At 63.4% G+C, this 20,561-nt stretch carries 16 protein-coding genes; 6 read left to right on the plus strand and 10 right to left on the minus strand.

What is annotated here, in order from left to right:
• The first annotated feature begins 130 nt into the window (after positions 1-130).
• Genes B3587_RS02965 through B3587_RS02985 form a run of 5 tightly spaced genes read left to right on the plus strand, consistent with a single transcriptional unit; the run spans position 131 to position 6,389 of the window.
• Positions 131-1,006, plus strand: coding sequence for an ABC transporter permease (locus B3587_RS02965; RefSeq protein ID WP_292726434.1), 876 nt, complete (start codon positions 131-133; stop codon positions 1,004-1,006).
• Positions 1,006-1,755, plus strand: coding sequence for an ABC transporter ATP-binding protein (locus tag B3587_RS02970; RefSeq protein WP_292726436.1), 750 nt, complete (start codon positions 1,006-1,008; stop codon positions 1,753-1,755). The genes B3587_RS02965 and B3587_RS02970 overlap by 1 nt, the downstream gene beginning before the upstream one ends.
• A gap of 10 nt (positions 1,756-1,765) precedes the next feature.
• Positions 1,766-4,486: a glycosyltransferase gene (locus tag B3587_RS02975; RefSeq protein ID WP_292726438.1), complete on the plus strand. Its 2,721-nt coding sequence runs from the start codon at positions 1,766-1,768 to the stop codon at positions 4,484-4,486.
• Positions 4,483-5,523 (plus strand): polysaccharide pyruvyl transferase family protein, encoded by a 1,041-nt coding sequence (locus B3587_RS02980; protein ID WP_292726440.1) that lies wholly within the window; start codon positions 4,483-4,485, stop codon positions 5,521-5,523. Before B3587_RS02975 ends, B3587_RS02980 begins: the two co-directional genes overlap by 4 nt.
• Entirely contained in the window at positions 5,520-6,389 is an 870-nt protein-coding gene (locus B3587_RS02985; RefSeq protein WP_292726442.1) for a hypothetical protein, read from the plus strand. Before B3587_RS02980 ends, B3587_RS02985 begins: the two co-directional genes overlap by 4 nt.
• A 29-nt stretch (positions 6,390-6,418) precedes the next feature.
• Here B3587_RS02985 and B3587_RS02990 read toward each other — a convergent pair whose 3' ends face one another.
• From B3587_RS02990 to B3587_RS03030, 9 genes are all read right to left on the minus strand, one after another.
• Positions 6,419-7,510, minus strand: coding sequence for a glycosyltransferase (locus tag B3587_RS02990; protein WP_292726444.1), 1,092 nt, complete (start codon positions 7,508-7,510; stop codon positions 6,419-6,421).
• A 6-nt stretch (positions 7,511-7,516) separates the two neighbouring features.
• Entirely contained in the window at positions 7,517-9,628 is a 2,112-nt protein-coding gene (locus tag B3587_RS02995; RefSeq protein ID WP_348681673.1) for an acyltransferase family protein, read from the minus strand.
• Between the two features lie 28 nt (positions 9,629-9,656).
• Complete coding sequence (locus tag B3587_RS03000) at positions 9,657-10,607, minus strand: glycosyltransferase family A protein (RefSeq protein ID WP_348681675.1); 951 nt, start codon at positions 10,605-10,607, stop codon at positions 9,657-9,659.
• Positions 10,608-10,770: 163 nt separating this feature from the next.
• Entirely contained in the window at positions 10,771-11,643 is an 873-nt protein-coding gene (locus B3587_RS03005; protein ID WP_292726450.1) for a glycosyltransferase family 2 protein, read from the minus strand.
• A 35-nt stretch (positions 11,644-11,678) separates the two neighbouring features.
• Positions 11,679-12,941, minus strand: a complete 1,263-nt coding sequence (locus B3587_RS03010; RefSeq protein WP_292726451.1) for a lipopolysaccharide biosynthesis protein — start codon at positions 12,939-12,941, stop codon at positions 11,679-11,681.
• Positions 12,938-14,065 (minus strand): glycosyltransferase family 4 protein, encoded by a 1,128-nt coding sequence (locus tag B3587_RS03015; protein WP_292726453.1) that lies wholly within the window; start codon positions 14,063-14,065, stop codon positions 12,938-12,940. Before B3587_RS03015 ends, B3587_RS03010 begins: the two co-directional genes overlap by 4 nt.
• A gap of 3 nt (positions 14,066-14,068) precedes the next feature.
• Positions 14,069-15,274 (minus strand): glycosyltransferase family 2 protein, encoded by a 1,206-nt coding sequence (locus B3587_RS03020; RefSeq protein ID WP_292726455.1) that lies wholly within the window; start codon positions 15,272-15,274, stop codon positions 14,069-14,071.
• A complete protein-coding gene (locus B3587_RS03025) occupies positions 15,271-16,461 on the minus strand; it encodes a glycosyltransferase family 4 protein (RefSeq protein ID WP_292726457.1) in 1,191 nt (396 codons plus the stop codon). Before B3587_RS03025 ends, B3587_RS03020 begins: the two co-directional genes overlap by 4 nt.
• 2 nt (positions 16,462-16,463) lie before the next feature.
• Positions 16,464-18,386, minus strand: coding sequence for a DUF6541 family protein (locus B3587_RS03030; protein WP_292726459.1), 1,923 nt, complete (start codon positions 18,384-18,386; stop codon positions 16,464-16,466).
• A gap of 168 nt (positions 18,387-18,554) precedes the next feature.
• Between B3587_RS03030 and glf the strand changes: the two genes are divergently transcribed.
• Complete coding sequence (glf, locus tag B3587_RS03035) at positions 18,555-19,691, plus strand: UDP-galactopyranose mutase (RefSeq protein ID WP_292726461.1); 1,137 nt, start codon at positions 18,555-18,557, stop codon at positions 19,689-19,691.
• Between the two features lie 25 nt (positions 19,692-19,716).
• Here glf and B3587_RS03040 read toward each other — a convergent pair.
• The coding region (locus B3587_RS03040; RefSeq protein ID WP_292726462.1) for a glycosyltransferase at positions 19,717-20,561 on the minus strand (845 nt) is incomplete at its 5' end.

The raw sequence follows: 20,561 nt of genomic DNA on the forward strand, positions 1-20,561 counted from the left end.
TGAGACGGTCACGGTCCTCGGCGGCACAGACGACGCGGCCTTGAATGGCTGAGCGCCGTGGGATCTCGCGGAGAAGTCGGTGAAGTAAGCTCTACGGGGCACTTTTGCCCATAGTAAGAGAGTGGTGAACGTGAGCCTCGGAACGCCGATCGATCTCTCGAAGTTCGATGTGCCTGGTCGGGGTCGAGGAATACTCGACATCTTCCGTTGGAGCTACCTCTTGCGGCTGCTTGTGCGCAAGGGGACCGCGACACGGTACAGGAATTCCGTCCTCGGCTGGGTGTGGTCGTATGTGAAGCCTGCGGCCCAGTTCCTCATCTATTACTTCGTCATGGGGGTGATCCTGCAGTTCCATCGCGATGTTCCGAACTTCGCCATCTACCTCTTCTCCGGGGTGGTGGTGGTCAACCTCTTTACGGAGGCGTTCGGGAACGCAACGAACTCGATCGTCGACAACCGTGCGTTGGTCAAGAAGATCTACCTTCCGCGTGAACTATTCCCGGTCGCCGCCGTTGTTGTCGCCTTCATCCACTTTCTGCCGCAGCTCGCGATTCTGCTGCTTGTGTGTGTGCTAGTCGGCTGGGCTCCGTCGCTGCTGGCACTGGGCGGTGTATTGCTTGCGCTCGTTCTCGTCGTCGTGTTCGCGCTGGGGCTTGGCCTCTTCTTCAGCGGTCTGAATGTGAGGTTCCGTGACGCACAGAATTTCGTGGATCTCATCAAGATGTTCGCAACGTGGACTTCTCCGGTGCTCTACACATGGATCTTGGTGGCAGACGCTCTGAATGGGGTACCGGGGGCCTTCTACGCCTACATGAGTAACCCGGTAACGGTTGCAGTGGAGTTATTCCACATCGGGTTCTGGGACGGGACCGTGGCGGAACCGTCGGCAGCGCCCCCACATTTCGGTCTGATCATCCTGGTTGCCGCAATCCTCGCCTTGGCGTCGATGGTGATCGGACAGATTGTCTTCCGCCACTTCGAACGAACGTTTGCACAGGACCTGTGATGAGCGACCAGATTCTCGCGACCGCCGATGACCCTTGCATAGTGGTGGACGGGGTATCCAAGCGATTCCTGCGTCGCAACTCTCATTCCTTCAAGGAGGCGTTCGTCGGCTGGGTGAAGGGCAAGAAGGTGCGCGCTGACACTTTCAATGCACTCGATGGGGTGTCCTTTCAGGTAGGGGCGGGCGAGGCAATCGCAGTGATGGGCCTGAACGGATCCGGGAAGTCCACCACGCTCAAGCTCATCTCAGGGGTGTTAGAACCGGACGAAGGCCGCGTGCTCACGCGAGGCCGTGTTGCCGGTTTGATCGAAGTGGGAGCCGGATTCCACCCGGATCTCTCGGGGCGTGAGAATGTCTATCTGAATGCGGCGATCCTCGGGATGGATCGCAAACAGATTGACGAGCGCTTCGACGCCATCGTGGACTTCTCCGAGATCAGGGAGTTCATTGATCAGGAAGTGAAGCACTACTCGTCTGGCATGTTCATGAGGCTGGCGTTTTCAGTGGCGATCCACGCGGACGCGGACATTCTTCTCGTTGATGAGGTCCTGTCGGTCGGAGACGCTCCGTTCCGGGCGAAGTGTTACGCCAAGATTCGTGAGCTCACAGCGCGGGGTGTAACCATGCTCGTGGTCAGTCACGACACCAAGACGATCAGCGAACTTTGCCAGCGGGGCATCGTGATCAAGAGGGGCAAGAAGATCTTCGACGGTCCGATTGACGATGCGGTCGCGCGGCTGGCTACGTGAGGATGCGAAAATGAGCCATGATCCGGGCTACACGCAGCAAGAGGTCGATGTAAACGGAGTCACTTGCTACCGGTGGCGACCCTCATCCGATGCGCGCACGCAGAACTTCGGTGATGAGCTCGGACCCCTCATCGTTCGTGAGATGTTGCGCTCGCTCGGTCTTGATGACCGTGCGGCTCGCCGGGAGTCTCGGCGTCTGATCTCGGTCGGCAGCGTCATGCATTATGCCGAGCGGGGCGATGTCGTGTGGGGGGCCGGCGTGAACGGCAAGGTCTTCCGGCAGCTCATTCCCGCGCAACTGGACATTCGGTCAGTGCGAGGTCCGCTGACGCGAGCGGCTCTCCTCGCACGAGGCCACGATGTCTCGCGAAAGTTCGGGGATCCAGCGATGCTGTTGCCATCACTGTTTCCACATCTTTCGCGAGCGACGTCTCCGTCGGGAATTATCGTCGTCCCAAACTTAAACGACATGGCTGACATCGCCCCGAGCGAGATGGTCGTCGATCCCCGTGCCGACCCGTTCGAGGTGATCGATCAGATCCTTCGGGCCGACTTCGTCGTTGCGAGTTCCTTGCACGCGATCATCATTGCGGATGCGTTCGGAGTTCCGTGCCGGGGGATGCTTTCCCGGCACGAGCACCCCTTCAAGTACGTCGACTACTTCCTTGGCGTGGGCCGGGGAAACGTGCGGATGGCGCGCGATCTCGATGACGCGCTAGACCTGGGGCCGATGCCGCTGGCTGAGTTCGACGCCGCCGCGTTGCGGGGAGCATTCCCGTCAGACCTATGGACGGGAACACGCGAAAGAGACGACTCAGTGGCGCCGATTGGCGGAGGAATCGTAATGCGCCATCACGAGGCGTTGCGTGAGATTGACACGGCGATGGAGGCGGTAGGTCGTGACATGGATCCCGCTTTCACGGCCTCGTTCACTCGGCTGCAGCAGATTGTCCGCGCGGGTACACCTCAACAAGGGATAACCCGGGAGGACGCCGGTGCGTTGGGCGTGGATCTTCGCCACATGCGCACGCGCGTTTCGAAGCCCGGAACGCTCGTGTCTGTCGTGATCCCGACGCACAACGTCGGCGCCTGGGTCGCCGAGACACTTGAGTCCGTGTTGGCTCAGGACATCGAGGGCCTCGAAGTCATTGTCGTGGACGATCACTCAGCCGATGACACCGTTGACCGAGTACGCGCCTTCGCCGATTCCGATAGTCGAGTCACGCTGATCGAGTCTGCGACCCGAGGCGGAGGTTCTGCTCGCAACATTGGAGTGGACCACGCACGGGGAAAGTATCTCGTGTTCTGTGATGGTGACGACCTTGTCCCGCGCGGTGCGTACCGCGCCATGTTGGACTCCTTGGAGAGAACCGGCTCGGACATGGCCATTGGCGACTACCTGAAGTTTTCGCCTACCGACACGTGGCATCCGACCTCCAGCATGGCCGCCTATCGTGAGGCGCCCAGCGAGACCACGCTCACCGATAGCCCGTCGCTCGTGTTGAGCAGACCCTGCTGGAACAAGATGTTCTCCCGCGGATTCTGGGAGAGTCGGCACATCCGGTTTCCGGATGTTCCTCGATCTAACGACATCGTGCCGATGACCGAGGCGTACCTGCTCGCGAGACGTATTGATGTTGTGAGCGATGTCGTTTACCTCTACCGGGAACGCCCCGGGACTTCGTCGATGACCTCTCGGTCGCCGAGTGGGAGCTCGACTTTGAGCTATCTCCGCCAGGAGGTTGAGTGTGCTCAGCTCCTCGTGGCGGCTCACGATGACCGCTTGAACGACATCTTTACCACGCTGGTCTTCGATCGCGATGGATTCGTCCATGTCAGTAAGTACCTCGCGGCGTGGACGCAGCCGATGGCAGACGACGCCGTCGTCTCGCGGGCGATCTGCGATCTCCTTGCTGCGGTGGCTCCCCCTCCAGCAAGAATCGATCCGCTCAAGAAGCTGACCTTGTTCCTCGCGGGGCGTGCGGAGATGGCTGCTGCACGTGCCTCCTCCCGACTGGCGGCGAAGGTCAATGCCACGAGTGGCGATGAAATCGCTGACCGCTGGTCGGCGCTGGTCGATGCGCTCATCCGTCATCCCGATCTCATCAACGATTATGAGTCACGGCTCCTCGCGGAGGCCGTAGAGGTTGACCTCCTCAGTCTCTCCGTCGAAGTCGGAACGTCACAAAGCGTTAGGGCGCTCCGTGAACGCTGCGAAAAGTTCTTCGGCCGTGCATTCGCGGGTCTAGTCTCTGCGGCCGAAACCACAATGAGTGACTCGCTTGCGGAGCGCGCGTCACCGGTGATCACGAGTGTGAATGGCGGGAACGAACTCACGTTGACCGGGTCGAGCATGCTCGGCGTCGGCGTCACAGTCATGATGTACGACGGCGCCAGCAAAGGTAGCCCGTGGGTGAATCCGCGCAGCGTCGAGTGGGCGGTGGCGGGGGAACACTACCAGTGGCACGCCGTCTTCGATGCGGCCGACCTGCCGCTGGGGCGGCCGGTGACGCCGGTACTGTTCGAACCCACGACGGCTTCCGCGGCCGCGGCCAAACTCCGAGGATCGTTGCCGGAGTACTTCGCGATGGATGCGTTCCTTTATCGGGAAGTGCGCGGATCCCTCATCATCGACAGGCGGCGGCATTGGACGATTCGCGCCGTGAAGCGCGGCGCAATCATTCTTCGATCGCGGGTGCGTACGATCGGGCGTCAGGCGTTTCGCCGATGATCACCGCGGCCGACAGGGGCGCCCTCGAACAGCTGCGTGCGCGAACCCGCGCGCGATGGTCGAGTGCGCTGCGCGGCGCGAAGGACGCGGCGATCCTCGACGCGCCGAATCAGCGAAATGCCGGTGATTCACTGATCTTTGCCGGTGAGCTCGCATACCTTGATTCGCTCGGCGTACGAGTGAGGTACATCTCTGACATTGAGGGATTTGATCCCGAGTACATGCGCCGTCGGATGCCGCAGGGCGTCGTTCTCATGCACGGAGGTGGGAACTTCGGCGATGTGTGGGCGGGCCATCAACTCCACCGCGAGCGTGTTGCGCGCGCGGTGCGCGACTATCCGATCATCGTGTTGCCGCAGTCGATCTTCTACCATTCGCACGAGAGGGCTCGGACCACGAACGACACGCTTCGCGATCATCCCGACTACCAAGTCATGGTGAGGGATCGAAATTCCCTTGCACGGGCGGAAGCGCTCATGCCTGACGTGAGGTTCACCTACTGTGAGGACGCGGCGTTCGGCTGGGAGCCTCGGCCCCTGGCGACCACTGGCGCGCGCGACCGAGTGCTTGTGATTGCGCGAGCTGATCGGGAATCGGCCTCAGGACTGCGAGCAGCGGGTGACATGTGGTCTTATTCCCGGTTCGCGGTTGATATAGAGGATTGGAACCCCAGAGGATCATCGAGGATTACCGGCCGCCTGGGTCGGGGAGCAATGAGGTTCGGTCATTTCGCGCGCGACCGACGCCACGGGGGAGGCGCTGGACAGGCGCTGATGGGGCCTGCGCTGCGGCTCATTTCAGGATCGAACCTTCGCAGTGCGAGATCGCTTTATGCGGGCGCACGCGCAGCGGTCGTCGATCGGCTCCACGCGCACGTCCTTGCCATCTTGCTTGGCGTGCCGCATGTCGTCCTGGATCAGACCTACGGCAAGGTAGCACCTGTGTTCAACGAGTACAGCGGAGAGTTCTCGACTGCACACTTCGCCAGCAACCTCGATGAGGCGAGCCGCCTCTTGCGAGAGGTGACCGCCCAGTGATCGCGTTCGTCACCTCCTTGCGACACCCCGACAACTCGGCTGACTACGACCGCGTGGAACTCCTTCTCCACCAGACCTTGGCATCCGTCGCCGCCCAAGACAGCGAGGACTGGATCTCGATCGTCGTTGGAAATCGTCGGCCGGCGAAGAACTTGCCGAGGAATACCGTGTTCGTGCCGGTCGATTTTCCTCCTCCCGCGCGGAGTAACGGGCCTCACGCGGGGCGTGATGCATTCGTTCGAGACAAAGGCACCAAGATTGGGATCGGACTCGTCGAGGCGCGACGGCGGGGGGCGTCGAAAGTCATGATCTTCGATGCCGATGATTTCGTCCATCGATCGCTCGCCGCGTTCGCGACCCGCAGCCCCGACAAGGTGGGTTGGGTGTTCGAAAGTGGATGGATGTACTCGAGCGCGACCGGCGAGGCGATGCCGATTTCGCGCTTCAATCGGACCTGCGGCACCTCGATGATCCTGCCGATCGAAGCGTATGGCGTGCCGGAGGATCTTGAACGCACAGCCTCACAGTCCGATGTTCTCGACGCCTACGGCGAAACCCTGACGGCGATCATGGGAGCCCATCGAAATGCCGTCGCCTGGCTCCAGGAGCGTGGGTGGGAAATACGCGAGCTGCCTTTCCGCGGAGCGGTATATCACGTCGATACGGGTGAAAATCACTCGGGCAAGACTCTTCGCGCGCACGCTCGAGACATCGGAGCCGCGATTGCTGGCTATGTGCCACGACCTCTGCGCGCGGCCGAGGCGCGCCTTTACGGTGTCCCGCATAAGCGCTTCGGCCGCGCTGCATGGTGGCTGCGGAACGGTGCCGCGCTCATTGTGGAGCGCGTTCGAACTGGGCGACGCTGAGCGCGCGACATTGAGTGTTCGTCCCGGCGTCACACCGTCGTGTGGTTCTGCGTGAGCCCCTCGAGAACGTCGAGGTACTGGTTTGATATGTGCCACGGGGACAACCGGGCATTGAACTCGGCGAAGTCATCTTTCGTCAAGGACCCGAGGTAGGCGCGATCGGAAATCAGCCGTGCGATGTCGACTGCGGCGTTGTCTGTGTCGAAGAAACGAACCCATCTGTCCTCCCTGAACTGCGCTCGTAGGTGAGGTTCGTCAGGAAGGACCACCGGAACACCGAACGTTGCGGCGAGGTGGGCGCTTCCGGAATTCAAGATGGCGCGGTAGGGGAGGACAGCGAGATCGGCTGCGGCAAACCACTGCGGCACATCCGCGTCGTCGACGAATTCAAGGTGGAGGCGAGACTCCACGCGGTCCGGGATCAGCGCCTGGATCTCCTCCGGCGGGGTCTCTTTCGTTGTGCCGGCCATGAGGAGTATGACACGGGCGTCAGCCTCGGCATCGGTGGCCCGGGTCACCGCGTCGACTAGCACGTCGATCCCCTTGTAGGGACGGATCTGGCCGAGGAACAGGACCGCGATGTCGTCCGCGCCGAGGTCGAATGCGGCTCGAGCCGATGTCGGATGCGGGCTCGCGGGATAGATTCCCTGGTAGCTCGGGTGAGGGATCACCCGAATCTTCTCCGACGCGATTGTGCAGACCTCGTCGAGCACGTCGGCGGTGCTCGGATTCATGATGTGTACGACGCTGGCGCTTGTTGAGAGCAACCGGTACAGACGGAACTCCTCTTCCTCATACTTGAGTTCGTGAGGCAGCCGATTGTGAATGGTCCACACGATGCGTATTCCTGCTGCTAGGAGTTCAGGGATGCGCTTCTCAAGCTTAGAGATGCGGGCGATCGCTGTCGCGTGGTCGGGAGAATCTTGTACTAGCGGTGACGTCCAGTGGATGTGCAGAACATCACCCGCGTGCAGCCGTTCAGCCTGACCGAAAAGGCTATCGATGCGGGTCGCGCCTATGAACTCATACCCTGCCGTGCGCGGGGCGAGGCTCAGAATGTTCAGGTAGGGGTTGTCTCGCCACGACGGGAAGACGAGGACTTTGTGACGGGACTTCACCATGACATCCTAGGTTCTCGGCGACGTCAGCGTCTCGTCGACCCGTTGCGCGAGATAGGGTGCCAGCGTGCGGCTGAACGTCGCGGTGATGTGGTGCAGATCCCGGTAGACGACGACACCGCCCATCACCATGGGGCAGGAGGCGTCGGCGCAATACGCGCCGATCATGTCCACAGTGGGTACGCCGGCAGCTGCCGCCGCCGCGCGCAGGGGGTCGGATGCCACGAGATCCTGGTCGAAGGCGAACGCGCATGTCTCAAGTGTGAACTCTGTCGCTGTCGCGAGGCAGTCCGCAGACGCCTGCGGGACCAGCGGGTTATCGGTAAGGGCGATGACCTGAGTCCCGACGCTGAGGGCACCCGCCCATGCCTGCGCGTACCCTTGCGCGAGAGACGAGCGGGTGGAGTCCGAGTAGCTGTCGGCGTTGCGTGCTGTCACGAGCACGGCATCGTAGTCACCGCTTGTCAGACGTTCATCGATGACCGTTCGTCGAGCGGTGCATTCGTCTTTGACATCTGAGATCAGCCATACGCACCCACGCCCGACGAATGTGTCGATCTGCCAGTTTCGCTCGTCGGCGATCTCGCGCAGCCCTGGAATGAGCATCGCGGCATGCGAGTCGCCGGTCAGCGCAATCCGCGTGGCATCGTCGGAATCGGAACCGAATGTGCAGGTGACTAGTGTGTCTGTCGGTTCTGCTGTATAGCAGGCGAACGCACCGCCGGTGTCTTCGTATAGTGCGCTGAGCGCTGGTACCACTTCTTCCGCGGCGACGGCGTCTGCCTGCCGAGCTGCGCACTCCGCCGATAGCAGTACGCTGGCACCCCGACATGCGGCCGAGTCGGTGAGTTCGCCAGAGATCTGTTCCTCCCGCTCTGCGCTGGCCTGCGTCGACACGATCTGCGGCACGATCGCCAGAGCCGCGACGAGGAGCATCGCCATTAGCGAGACGAGTCCGACTGTGTGCGGTCTCCACCGTTTGGGCGTGCCAAAGCGAAGGGGATCCTCGATCCACCGTTTGGTTGCAGCCGCGAGGGTGACCGTGAGCGCGATTATCGCGACGTTCTCCGGCAGGTTGGTGGCGCGGCCGAGAATCGCGGGCGCGATAATGATGAGCGGCCAGTGCCAGAGATAGATGCTGTAGGACTGGTCGCCCACCCACTGGACGGGGCGGCTGCTCTGCGCGGCATCCAGGAGACGTGCGGGTGCGGTCGATCCGATCGCGATCACGGTGGCCGCACCGGCGGTCGGCAGCAGAGCCCACGGCCCGGGGAACGAGGTGTCGGGCCCGAACGCGAGGAGCGGGAGTGCCATGGCGGCCCACCCCATCACCCACATAACCGCCCGCGGTACCGCGGGCAGTGCGAAGCCGGGGAGAAGGGCGACGAGGGCACCGAGGCCGAACTCCCACATCCGGCTGAACGTGGCGAAGTAGCCATACGCGGGAGACGTCGTCGTCAGATAGACCGACAGTGCGAATGACGCGACGGCGATCACCGCGATCCAGATGAGAGTTCGTCGGCGTGCGGCGACGAATCCCGCGGCGCCGACCGCAGCGGCCAACAGGATGAGCGGCCACAGAAGGTAGAACTGCTCTTCGACCGACAGTGACCAGTAGTGCTGGGTTATCGGCGGAGCATTGTCCTGCCCCAGGTAGTCAACCGCGTCGGCCGCGAGCACCCAGTTCTCGATGTAAAACGTGCTGCCGAGGATTGAGCGTAGGTACTGCGACTGGACGACCGCCGGAGCGAACATGAGAGTCAGCACGGCGCTCGCAGCGAGGACGGTGAGGCTCGCGGGAAGGAGCCTGCGTGCGCGCGCCGTCCAAAACGAGCCGAGCCCGATGCGCCCCGATTCGCGACGCTTCAGCAGCTGCGAGGTAATGAGAAAGCCGGAGATGACGAAGAAGATGTCCACGCCGATATAGCCGCCCCGAAGGGCGCCGGGCCAAACATGGTAAAGCACCACAGCCGAGACCGCGAACGCTCGTAGAGCCTGGATGTCCGTGCGCGCGTGAGCTAGTCGCGGCTGCGCTTCGGGCCTTCGCGATGCGGACGGAGAGGCCATCGAGGCGGTCGTCATGCGGTGGATGTCCTGTCGGTGTTGAGCGCCCCAAATCATACCGGGGTGCTGCTGTGGTGGCCCTGGACTACCGTCTCAGATGCGCACTCAGTCTGCGCAGCTTCGATCTCACCACTCGCCACAGCGGCGCATTGGCCACCTCCGCCCGAACACCGTTCTCGACGTCGACGAGCCGACTGTCGATGAACTTCGTGAGGTAGAGCGCTAGCCCGAGACCGTTCTCGTTGACATATTCGCGCAGCGCTGAATCTCGGATGAGAGCGTCGTAGCGAGCATGAGTATCACGACTGCCGATGACGCTGTTGCCCTCCGGCCCGTCGGAATCGGCGCGCTGATGCCAGAACGCCAGGGGCTCCTCACCGAGGAACTCAACAGGGCCACGCTGGAGAACCCGAAGGTTGAAGGCCCAGTCGCCTACGACGGGGAGGCTTTCGTCGTACAGTCCGAGCTCTTCGTGCAGTCTTCGTCGGTACACAAATCCGATCGGCACGTAGCGGTTGAACAAGAGCGCATCGCTCAGAAGCAGGTCCTGAAGTTGAGGCTGGAAGATCTCCGACTGCACCGTCTCGAACGCATCCCCGATTCGCCGTTCCCAGCGGATTTCGGTCCGGGATACAACGCCGTCTCTGCCGGGATTCTCGTCGAGGTATGTACACGCACTCGCGAGAAACTTCGGATCCCATGCGTCATCGTCATCATGAAGGACGAGGTATTCGGCGCGGGACACCAGGACGCCGGCGTTTGCGCTCTTCCAACGTCCGCGAGACTCGGCATGGTGAATGACCACGACGCGATCTTTCAACTCTGTATGGAGCGAGGAGACCAATTCATTGATTTCTGTGGGGTCGCCTCCATCGTTGACGATAATGCACTCCCACCGTGCCATCGTCTGAGCGGTGATCGACTTTAACGCTCTCCTCAGGTAGCGGGGGCGGTCCCGCGTTCGGACCACAACGGATACGCGCGGCGTCTGATCGAGTGCTGTGAACCTCGGTGGGAAAGAAGTCATCGCCGTCATCGTTTCACAGAGCCTGCACGTCGGGGAAAACGCCGCGCTGCTGCCAGAGCGCCCGATAGGACCTGACCGCCGGGCGGCGGCGGCGACCTGACGATGTCAATGATACGGACCCCACCGTTCGATGGTCACGATCACGTTCTGCCCTGAAGTGCCTTGGGCTTGGCTAGCGAGCCACTGCCGCGTCCGGGTGTCGACCACCTAACGTGCGACCAATGAGCCCCTCTAGTCTCCCGAGAAAGGCTGGGCCGCCGTCCATAACCCCGTACTCTGCGCGGCGACGGAAGCCAATGAGGAGGCCGGCAGCGACGAAGCCCAAGCGCTGCCAGATCGGGAACGGGTGCACGCGGTAAACACGCCCCACACCGCGCCCATACGCCCGCAACTTCCACCGCCGTTCCGAGCGGCTCAGGCCTGTTCGTTCCCCAACACCTCCCACGTAGGCCAGCGGGTGGGTCGCCCACACCATCTCATCCGCGAGGGTTGGATTTTGCTTCAGAACCCGAAGGATGAGGTCAGTGCCTTCTCCCGCCTGCCAGGGGGAGTCCGCCCCAGTCCCGATGGCCTCGTCGAAGCCGCCGACAGCCTCGAGGAGCGACAGGCGGATCACCAGCCCCATTTCGATAACGCTCCACACGTTCCGCGCGTCCAAGGGCGTGCCCGGGTGTGGGAGAACGAAACGAGGAGCGCCCTCGACGAGTACGGGCACCCCGGCGAGGTCATGAACTGAGGCCGTCCGACGGATGGCCTCAAGTGACCCCTCAGCGAACCATGACGTGTCATTCGGGAACATGACCAGGGGGTCAGTGGCAGGCGCTCGTCGGTTACGTACGCCAGCGTTTCGTCCTCGAGAGGCTCCTCGTTCGGAGGTTGTGAAGGTGAGGGTACCCACTGTTTGTGTTTCGTGGGAGCGCACGAGGTCATAGACCGCCTCGAATTCGCCCTGCGCGACGATGACCAGTTCGTCTCCTTCGTCGAGTTGTGGCACGACGGCATTCATGAGTGTGGTGAGCGAGGACAACCGCCCCAGGGTCGACACGACCAGGAGGATGGGTGACGGGCGAGACGCCGCGGTCATACAGGGGGCCGCCTCTCGCTGATCGCCGTGACTACGCGTCGTGTTTCTCGGATCATGAGCGCTGTCGTCACAGCCTCCGTGAGCGCGTATCCGATCGCGATCCCCGTGGTCCCGAACGGGACGCCGAGGACCACCATCGCCGGGACGCCCACGGCGGTTCCGATCACGGTCGCGGTCATCACAAGACGGACTCGGCCTTCAGGGAAAAGGGCATGGCGCGACATCGAGGTCCGTACCGAGTACAGGGCGAACGCTATGCCAAGAGGAACGACGACTTCGCCGTTAACCGCTGAGTCAAACCAGACCTCGCTGACGAAGGGCGCAACCGCGATGAACACCACGGCACCCACAACGCCGAGTCCGCCGTGGGCGAGCAGGGCGCGCTTGATACGTCGGGAGCGCTCGTGCCCGGCCACCTCGGAGGTCCAGCTCTGTAGCGAGTTGGCCAGCGTGAGAGGAATGAACTGCCCCAGCTTCATCAGTTTGTCGGCGGTGGCGAATCCTGCCGCGGGAGCCCCCGGGTACATAACGGTTGCTAGCGGGGTCGGAACGGCGGCGTAGACCCCGAGCGCGGCATCCGTAACGGTGACGGGTGCACCGGACCGCACGAGTCGCGGTGCATCCCGCCATCGTGGCCACGGTGCGGGGTAGCGGGGAAGGACGCGCGCGGTGTAGAGCGAGGTGCCGACAACGGTGACCGCGATTCCGCTCAGCGGATACACCTCGAGCGGTCCTCCGGTGCCGATCACTGCGGCCGCGAATATCGCCGCGAGCAGGCGGGGTATCGCGTCGTAGTAGGCGATGGCCCCCGGCCTGCCGAGACCAATCGTGAACCACTGGTAGGAGATCGCGATGAGGGCGCCCTGGGCGCCCATCAGGATGGCGAGCAGCTCGTAACCGGGCGTGGCAATGAGCCAAATGACAAGTGCCATCGCCGGCAGAGCGAATGCGGTCGTGGCGGCCCGAACGACAAGCGCTTCTCGATAAAGCCGCCCTCGCACGGCGTCGCTCGGTGCTGATGCGATGAGCGCGGGTCCGATCGTGGTCCAGCCGTAGCCGACGAAGATCGCGGCGAACGTTCCCACGACCTCTCCCGCGAGAGCGCTAGACCAGCCCGCAGGGTCGGCGTTCTGTGCGACGAACGGCAGGACGAGGAGGGGAGAGACTGCCGCGATTACGGGGATGAGCGTGAATCCCGCCAGTCTCCGCCACAGTGGCGGCGGCGACGACGGGGAAGAAGGCCGGATCCCGGCGCTCACGTCAATCGCCTATTGTCAATCGCGCTTCGGAGGACACCCGCGGTTGCCGCGGCACTCCTGTCCCATGTGAACTGCCCGACCCGCTGCGCACTCTCGGGGCTGCCTCCAGCCGCTCCCGCCCCACCGAGTGAGCGTTGAATCTCCGCGGCCAAGAGGGACGGGTTGGTTGCGTCGACGTAGTTGACCGCGTCACCACCGACTTCACGCAGCACTGGAATGTCGTTCGCCACCACACCCACCGACCGCACGAGCGCGTCGAGGACGGGCAGCCCGAATCCCTCGGCGAGCGAGGGGCAGACGTACAACGTGGCCACCTGGAACAGTGCTTCCAATTGCTCGGGTGTGACCCATCCGGGCAGGATCACATCGCCGTGCAGGCCGAGGGTCAGAACATCGGCTGACAACGGATCGGGTGAGCCGCCGCCAGTTATCACGGTGAGGGGGCGATCCGGCGCTGGAATCTGCGAGAGCGCCCTCAGCAGCCCCGGGAAATTCTTGTGCGGCATCCGGTTTCCCGTCGATAGGACGAGGGGCCGCCCTGGCGGGATGTTCAGCGGTGCGAGGACATCCCAGGGGTCTGCCACCGGCCGTGGGGGAGCAGCGCCGTTGTGTACGACGTGGATCCTCTCGCTCGGGATCCCCAGGTGCTCACGAATGCTTGTGGCGGCGGCGTGTGAGACGGTGATGACGGCGTCCGCGGTCCGCGCTGATCGGCCCATCAGCCAGGCCGTTGCTGTGCGCTGCGCTCTGTCTCGCAGGCCTCCCGGCACTTCGTCGTAGATCGCATCGTGGACCGTGACGACACGCGGAACGCCGTGGCGGATCGGCCCGAAGTTCGCCGGAGCCCAGACGAGGTCCGCCGTGTTTCGCCGGGCGATTGCGTTCGTTGCAAGCACGGCTCCCGCGGCCCAGCTGGCGGGGTCGGCTCCGACCCCATTCACCCGATGGATGCGACCGGGGAAGAACTCCGCAACGCGCTCCGCGCCCGCGCGACCTGTGATCGCTGCGAACTGCACCTCGGGCAGTATGGCAGTCAGGCGCGGCAGGAGCTCTCGTGCATACGTCTCGGTGCCCCCTCGGGCTCCGGTGAATCCGAGAAGGTCGACGAGGATCCGCTGGGACAATGGTCAGCTCTCGATGACAGCGTCATCCGGCACGCTTCGACGCGGTGTCGTGAGGACCCCGGAGAAGAAGCTCATGAGGATCGTCTGGAAACCGAGCATGATCCCCAGCGCTGACGGGATCGCGACTCTGACGACGTCGGTCGCCGCGAGGGGGCCGAATCCGAGGCTGCTCCACCAAATGACCTGACCGATGCCGATCGCGATACCGATGAGGAAGAGAAGCAGACCGAGCAGCAGTCCGCGTTCGGCGCTCCAGTTGGCGACGACTCTGCGATACCGGTCGCTCGAAGGCAGAAAACCTCCTTCGGTCGCAAACAACTTGGTGAGCCAGAAGAACAGCAGGGATTGGTATCCGATCACGCACAGCGCACTGGCGTAGACCATGGTCGTGACGTCGAACCCGATGGAGCCGATCTGTACGCCACCGAAGGACAGGACGCCGACGACGAGCCCTCCGAGAATGAACGCGATGAGCCCCGGATAGACGAACAGCCACCGCGGTGCGAAGATCAGCAGGAACCGCAGGTGACGCCATCCGTCGTGCCAGCTCCGCAGGTGGGGGGGACGCGAGCGGCCGTCCTTCTTCAACGTCGTCGGCACTTCCTCGATACGGTACTTGGGGCGTGTGAGGGTCGACTTGACGACCATTTCCGAGGCGAATTCCATACCGGTCGTCTGCAGATCGAGATCCCGGATGCTTTCGCGGTTGAATCCGCGCAGCCCGCAGTGGAAGTCGCCGATGTTTGGGCGGAAGAAGAGCTCGCCGATTCCCGAGAGCACCGGATTGCCCAGGTACTTGTGCAACGGGGGCATTGCTCCGGGAGCTATTCCGCCACGGAATCGGTTGCCCATCACGAGGTCGGCGCCGCCCCGGAGCCGGTCGACGAACGGCTGGAGGTTCTCGAAGTCGTAGCTGTCGTCGGCGTCGCCCATGATGATGTAACGACCGCGGGCGTTCTCGATTCCGTTGATGAGCGCGGCACCATATCCCCGCAGAGGGGCGTGGGACACACGGGCGCCCAGGCGCTGCGCAATCTCTTGGGAGCCGTCGGTGCTGCCGTTGTCAGAGATGAGTACCTCGCCGTCGATGCCCGACCGCTCGAGAAAGCCCTGTGCCTTGCGGATGCAGACTTCGAGCGTTTCGGCCTCGTTGAGGCACGGCATGAGGATCGTCAGCTCGAGTTCGGCTGCGTCGTTCGTCGCGGTCACGGGAGGTGTCCTTTGTTCGGGTGGCCTGGGGTGGGGTATCCGTCGATCGCCGCCACGATGGCATCCATCGTCTGGGAGATCGTCCGGGTCTGCACCGCATCCTGGTACCACTGGTAGGTCGAGTCTCGCAGTCGATCCCCGCCGCGCACGCACGCCACGATCGCCGTTGCCACATCGGCGGCGTCGTCCGATGCGGCAACGTAGCCGTTGACGCCGTCATCCACGAGTTCTGTCGCGGCGTTTCCTTCGTCGGCGACAAGCACGACAGGCGTACCGTGGGCCGCCGCCTCGACGACGACCAGTCCGTACCCTTCGCGGCGGGAGGGGTTGGTCAAGCATGCGGCTGTTGCCATGAGATCGTTGAGTTCTTCCTGCTCGATAAAGCCGGGCATCCGTGTCCACGCGGTGCCACCGACGCGGGCGACCTCTGCGCGGACCTGTTCCGTCGTGGCGCCCTCGCCGAGGATCACGAGTTCGAGGTCGGGAACTGCCGTTCGGGCTGCCGCGACCGCCGCGGGGAGAGACTCGACGCGTTTGTCGGCAATGTGGCGTCCCGCGTAAAGCACGAATGGAGGCTTTACTGCTGGCCTCAGCGGCGTGGCGGCTGCGGCGCCGTCGATGAGACCGGGGCTCACCAGCAGGATGCCACGGAAGCCCTCACTACGGAGGCGCTCGGCGCTCAGTCGCGAGTGGCACGTCGCGATTGGGGTAGCCGCGATCGCGAGCCGTTGCAGCAGCCACGCGACGCTGCCCATCACCCGACCCGTGTATTCCATCCACTGCGATCGGCCCCACACCTCCAGATAGTCCACGATGAGCGGGTTGCGCGAGCGTACGAGGGCAAGGCGCGCTGCGAAGACGTTGAGTACCGGTAGGCCGCTGACGATGACAGCGCGGGTGCTGCGCCGTCGGCGCCGGAGCGCCCCGAATACGCCAGTGGCAAATCGCAGTGCCGCGGCGCTACGTCGCACGCCTGCGTCGTCGTACAGACGAAGCCGACCGGTGATCGCCTCGACGCGGTACGGGGCCTGTGGTGACGCATCCTCCCACTGGCGCGCCGTGAGGTACTCGACCTGCTCGCCGCGCTTGACGAGGTCACGGGCGAACGCGTCGTATTGGCGCTCCCCGCCACCCTTGGTGAGCGGGTAGAGACAGTCGAAGACGATGGCGATATCGCGTCGGGTCATGCTCAACAACCCACGACCTGGAACAGCCGTGCGTCGCCCTGCGAATCGACGAGTTCGAGGTGTTCGCCGGGATTCAGATTCTGGATGCCGGCGTATGCCTTCGTGCCTTCGGCGCTATCGAGAATGTCGCGATCGCCGAAGTCAAGCACGTAGTCGACTCCCAGCGACCGGATGCTCTGGCACACGCGCGGATCTTGGTCGATATCACGGAGGTGGGCATCAAGGAAAAGTTCGTCATCGCTCCGCGTGCCGAACACGTGCATTTCGGTGACGTCGCGCCCCGAGATCGCGAGAGCGAGGGAGGTTCCGGTGCGGGGGCTGCCCGCGATCAAGGCATCCTCGGGTACCTCGGTGCCGAGGCGCTCGAGCAGCGCGCGCTCATCCGGGCTCAGAAGGAGAGAGTCTGGAGTCGAGGAGTAGGCCTCCTTGACCTGTGCGAGCGCGCCGCGCACATTGCCGGCAGCGGTCACCGACACAACGAAGACGATGACCATCGCGACGATGGTCACGCCTTGCGCGCTCCGATTCCAGGACCACGAACGCATCAGGAGACGGACGTAATCAGAAAGGTGCGCGCCTCCGAGTGCTGCGAGCGGGATCATCCCCAGGGGGAGCATGGCAGCCAGACGATTGGCGTCGTTGTACCAGGGATTGGTGAGCGCTTCCCGGAGGAAGAACTCGCGGGGCGTACCCGATGCAATAACGAAGAGGAACACGGTGACCGCGAACGGCACGGCGACGACGAACAATGATGGACGCCGAACGATCGCAACCACCGCGGCGCCCACAAGCACCGCAGCTACGAAGGCTGGCGCGAAACCCCGCGGCGCAACGAGAAGTCCTTCGCCGAGTGCCTGAGCAGCGGATTGCCATCTGTCCCAGCCGGAATGCTCCGCGGATGTCCGTCCAGCGACCCACAGGACGAGCCCAAAAGCGAGCAGCGCGGCTGCGCCCGCGCCAGTTAGCGCAGATGTGCGAAGCGTGCGCGTTTGGAGGGCGTGCTGCAGCAGCTGGATCAGCACCAGGGGAGTGGAAAGCGCGTAGGCGACAAGCAGCGCGTTGGGATGCGCGAGAAATGCGCCGCCAGCGAGAAGCAGGAGCAGTGCCACGTCACGCAGGATTAGAGCGCGGGGATCTCGTCCGAGCCGTATCGCGACGGCGATGACCGCGGGTGCCACCGCGTATCCGGTCGCATTGGGGTACAGGACTCCCCAGTTGAAGAACAGGGCGGGGAAAGCGCCGAACCCCGTGGACAACACCGCGGCAGACAGGGCCACCGCCGCGCGGTTTCCGGCGAGGGCAAGAGCCAACCCGGTTACTGACGCAGGCCAGAGCAATGCCGATACGGCGATGTTCGTCACGTTGACCGCGATGGGCACGGTCGCATCGGTCGCGACCGACACCAGAGAGGCGATTGCATGCCAGGCATTGGGGTAGAACGTGATGTCAGAGGTGGCGCCAATGTTGAATGCTGACGCGTTGGCTGTTTCAACCGCGTATCGCACGCTGTTGAGGTGAACGATCGCGTCGAACCGCTGCGCAATATTGGCGGGATCTGCAAAGGCCCACACCAGCTGTGCTGAGATCACGACGAAGGCACTCGCGACTGCGCCGCCAGCCCACCATAGGAGCTTTGGGGCGTCGGTGGGGCTCACGAATCCGCGGGCGAGCCGCCGCAGACCGTATGCGATAGCCCCGATAAGGACCGTGAACGCGAGCACGGGGAGAAACGACCACCCCACACCGACCAAGGGCGCGAGGACGGCAGCCGCGCCGATGACGGCCACCGAGATCGCGGGTACGAGCAGCAGCGTCCTCGCGTTTCGGATTCCCCAGCCAGCGGCGACGATGACCGCCCCGGGCATGATCAGCGCAAGTACCGCCACGGTGAACGGCGCGATCGCAGTCGACCAGCTCTCGATCATGTGCCTGATCGCCCCTTCATTCGGTCAACGCATCATGGTAGTAGATACGGCAGTTCCGACCCTGCGCAGCCGCTGAAGGGCTCCGCAGCACGCCGCCGGTAGACTGCCGGGGTTGACCACGCACTGAGCCGCCGCTGTGCGGCTCCCCGATCGAAAGCCTGATCCACCATGGACCTTCTCGTTGTAGGCTCGGGGTTCTTCGGTCTCACGATCGCGGAGCGCGCCGCGAGCGCTGGCCGCAAGGTGACGGTGATCGATCGCCGATCGCATGTCGGCGGCAACGCTTACAGCGAGGCCGAAGCATCCACCGGGATCGAGGTCCACCGGTACGGCGCCCACCTGTTCCACACCTCGAACGCGACGGTGTGGGAGTACGTCAATCGATTCACAGCATTCACGCCCTACGTGCACCGCGTATACACGAATCACGGCGGAGTCGTATATCCCCTGCCGATCAACCTGGGCACGATAAACCAGTTCTTCGGCGCCGCGTACTCTCCGGCTCAGGCGCGGGCCCTGATCACCGACCAGGCTGGCGAGTTCGACCCGAAGACAGCCCGTAACCTCGAAGAGCGCGCCATCGGCCTGATCGGCAGGCCACTGTACGAGGCATTTATTCGCGACTACACCGCAAAGCAGTGGCAAACCGATCCGACCGAGTTGCCCGCCGAGGTCATCAGCCGGCTGCCGGTGCGCTACACGTACGACAACCGCTACTTCAACGACACCTGGGAGGGACTCCCGGTGGACGGCTACACCGCCTGGATCGAGCGGATGGCCGACCACCCGAACATCGAGGTGAAGCTCGATACCGACTTCTTCGATGAGACACAGCCTCTGAACAGGTCGGCCACCGTCGGGCAGATTCCCATCGTGTACACCGGTCCCATCGACCGGTACTTCGACTTCGCGGCTGGTGAACTGTCGTGGCGAACCCTCGACTTCGAGGAAGAGGTCCTCGACGTAGCCGATTTCCAGGGCACCCCGGTCATGAACTACGCCGACGCGGACGTCCCGCATACGCGCATCCACGAGTTCAAGCACTTCCACCCCGAGCGCGCCGACCGCCACCCTGCCGACCAAACGGTCATCATGCGGGAGTACTCGCGGTTCGCCACCCGTGACGACGAACCCTACTACCCGGTCAACACCACCGAAGATCGGTCGGGACTATTGTCCTATCGGGAACTGCAGAAGGGCGAAGCGGGGGTCCACTTCGGTGGACGGCTCGGGACATACCAGTACCTCGACATGCACATGGCCATCGGGTCTGCACTGTCGATGTGGAACAACATTCTGGCCTGAGGCATGGCGCTCACTCGCGGCCGGGTTAGGTGACAGTGGGTGCCAACGCGGGCATCGGCATCCACGCGCGGTCCCGACTGGTCGCTCGGCCGTCGCGGAGGCCGCGGAACAGGTTGCTCGTCCCGCGGAAGGTCCGCTCCACGACAACGAGTCGGATGAGTTCCTTGGCGAAGGTGAGCGCCGTGCCTACAGCGAACGGAAGCGGGCGGTAGAAGTCGTTCGCTCGGTAGTACTGCTTGATCAATGCACGGTTGCGCATGATGTAGTAGCGGTAGGCATCGCTCGACGCATTCATGTGGCGAACGCCCATGTCCCACTGCTTGATCTCGCGGGTGCGACGCAGCACGAACTCGTTCACGATGACGGATGTCGTGATCCGAGATGCGAGCCATCCGTAGACCTGGTCGTCCCAATAGATGAAGAACCGTGGATCTGGAAGCCCGATCTGACGGACGATATCTCGGTGAATGAACATGCCCTCGAAGCATCCGGAGTTCATCTCTTTGAACCCGGATTCATCGAACTCAGCGGGCGCGAAGGGAATGGGGATCCCCATTCGCTCCGCGATGCGGTACTGCCAGTAGAACTCGCTGCCGTCGTAGTCGTAGCGGCGTCCCTGGATTGAGCGGAAACGCCCCGCCCACCGGCCCATCTTCGCCAGTCCGTCGGGGATGACTTCGACGTCGTCATCCATGAGCCAGATCCACTCGGATCCCAGTTCATACGCTGTCTGCATCCCAGCGCTGAATCCTCCGGACCCACCGGTATTGGTTTCGAGTCGGCGGTAGACCAGGTCGGTGCCAAGACGGTCGCGGAAGGATTCCACGACCTCGCTGGTGTCGTCGGACGAGGCGTTGTCGATGACCACGA

The organism is Microbacterium sp. UBA837, from assembly GCF_002296025.1.
Taxonomy (GTDB): Bacteria; Actinomycetota; Actinomycetes; order Actinomycetales; family Microbacteriaceae; genus Microbacterium.

Excerpts from the sequence above, each read along its gene's own strand:
- glf (WP_292726461.1), top strand. The coding sequence starts at position 18,555 with ATGGACCTTCTCGTTGTAGGCTCGGGGTTCTTCGGTCTCACGATCGCG.
- B3587_RS03000 (WP_348681675.1), bottom strand. The coding sequence starts at position 10,607 with ATGACGGCGATGACTTCTTTCCCACCGAGGTTCACAGCACTCGATCAG.
- B3587_RS03030 (WP_292726459.1), bottom strand. The coding sequence starts at position 18,386 with ATGATCGAGAGCTGGTCGACTGCGATCGCGCCGTTCACCGTGGCGGTA.
- B3587_RS02980 (WP_292726440.1), top strand. The coding sequence starts at position 4,483 with ATGATCACCGCGGCCGACAGGGGCGCCCTCGAACAGCTGCGTGCGCGA.
- B3587_RS02995 (WP_348681673.1), bottom strand. The coding sequence starts at position 9,628 with ATGATTTGGGGCGCTCAACACCGACAGGACATCCACCGCATGACGACC.
- B3587_RS02990 (WP_292726444.1), bottom strand. The coding sequence starts at position 7,510 with ATGGTGAAGTCCCGTCACAAAGTCCTCGTCTTCCCGTCGTGGCGAGAC.
- B3587_RS03025 (WP_292726457.1), bottom strand. The coding sequence starts at position 16,461 with ATGACCCGACGCGATATCGCCATCGTCTTCGACTGTCTCTACCCGCTC.
- B3587_RS02975 (WP_292726438.1), top strand. The coding sequence starts at position 1,766 with ATGAGCCATGATCCGGGCTACACGCAGCAAGAGGTCGATGTAAACGGA.
- B3587_RS02970 (WP_292726436.1), top strand. The coding sequence starts at position 1,006 with ATGAGCGACCAGATTCTCGCGACCGCCGATGACCCTTGCATAGTGGTG.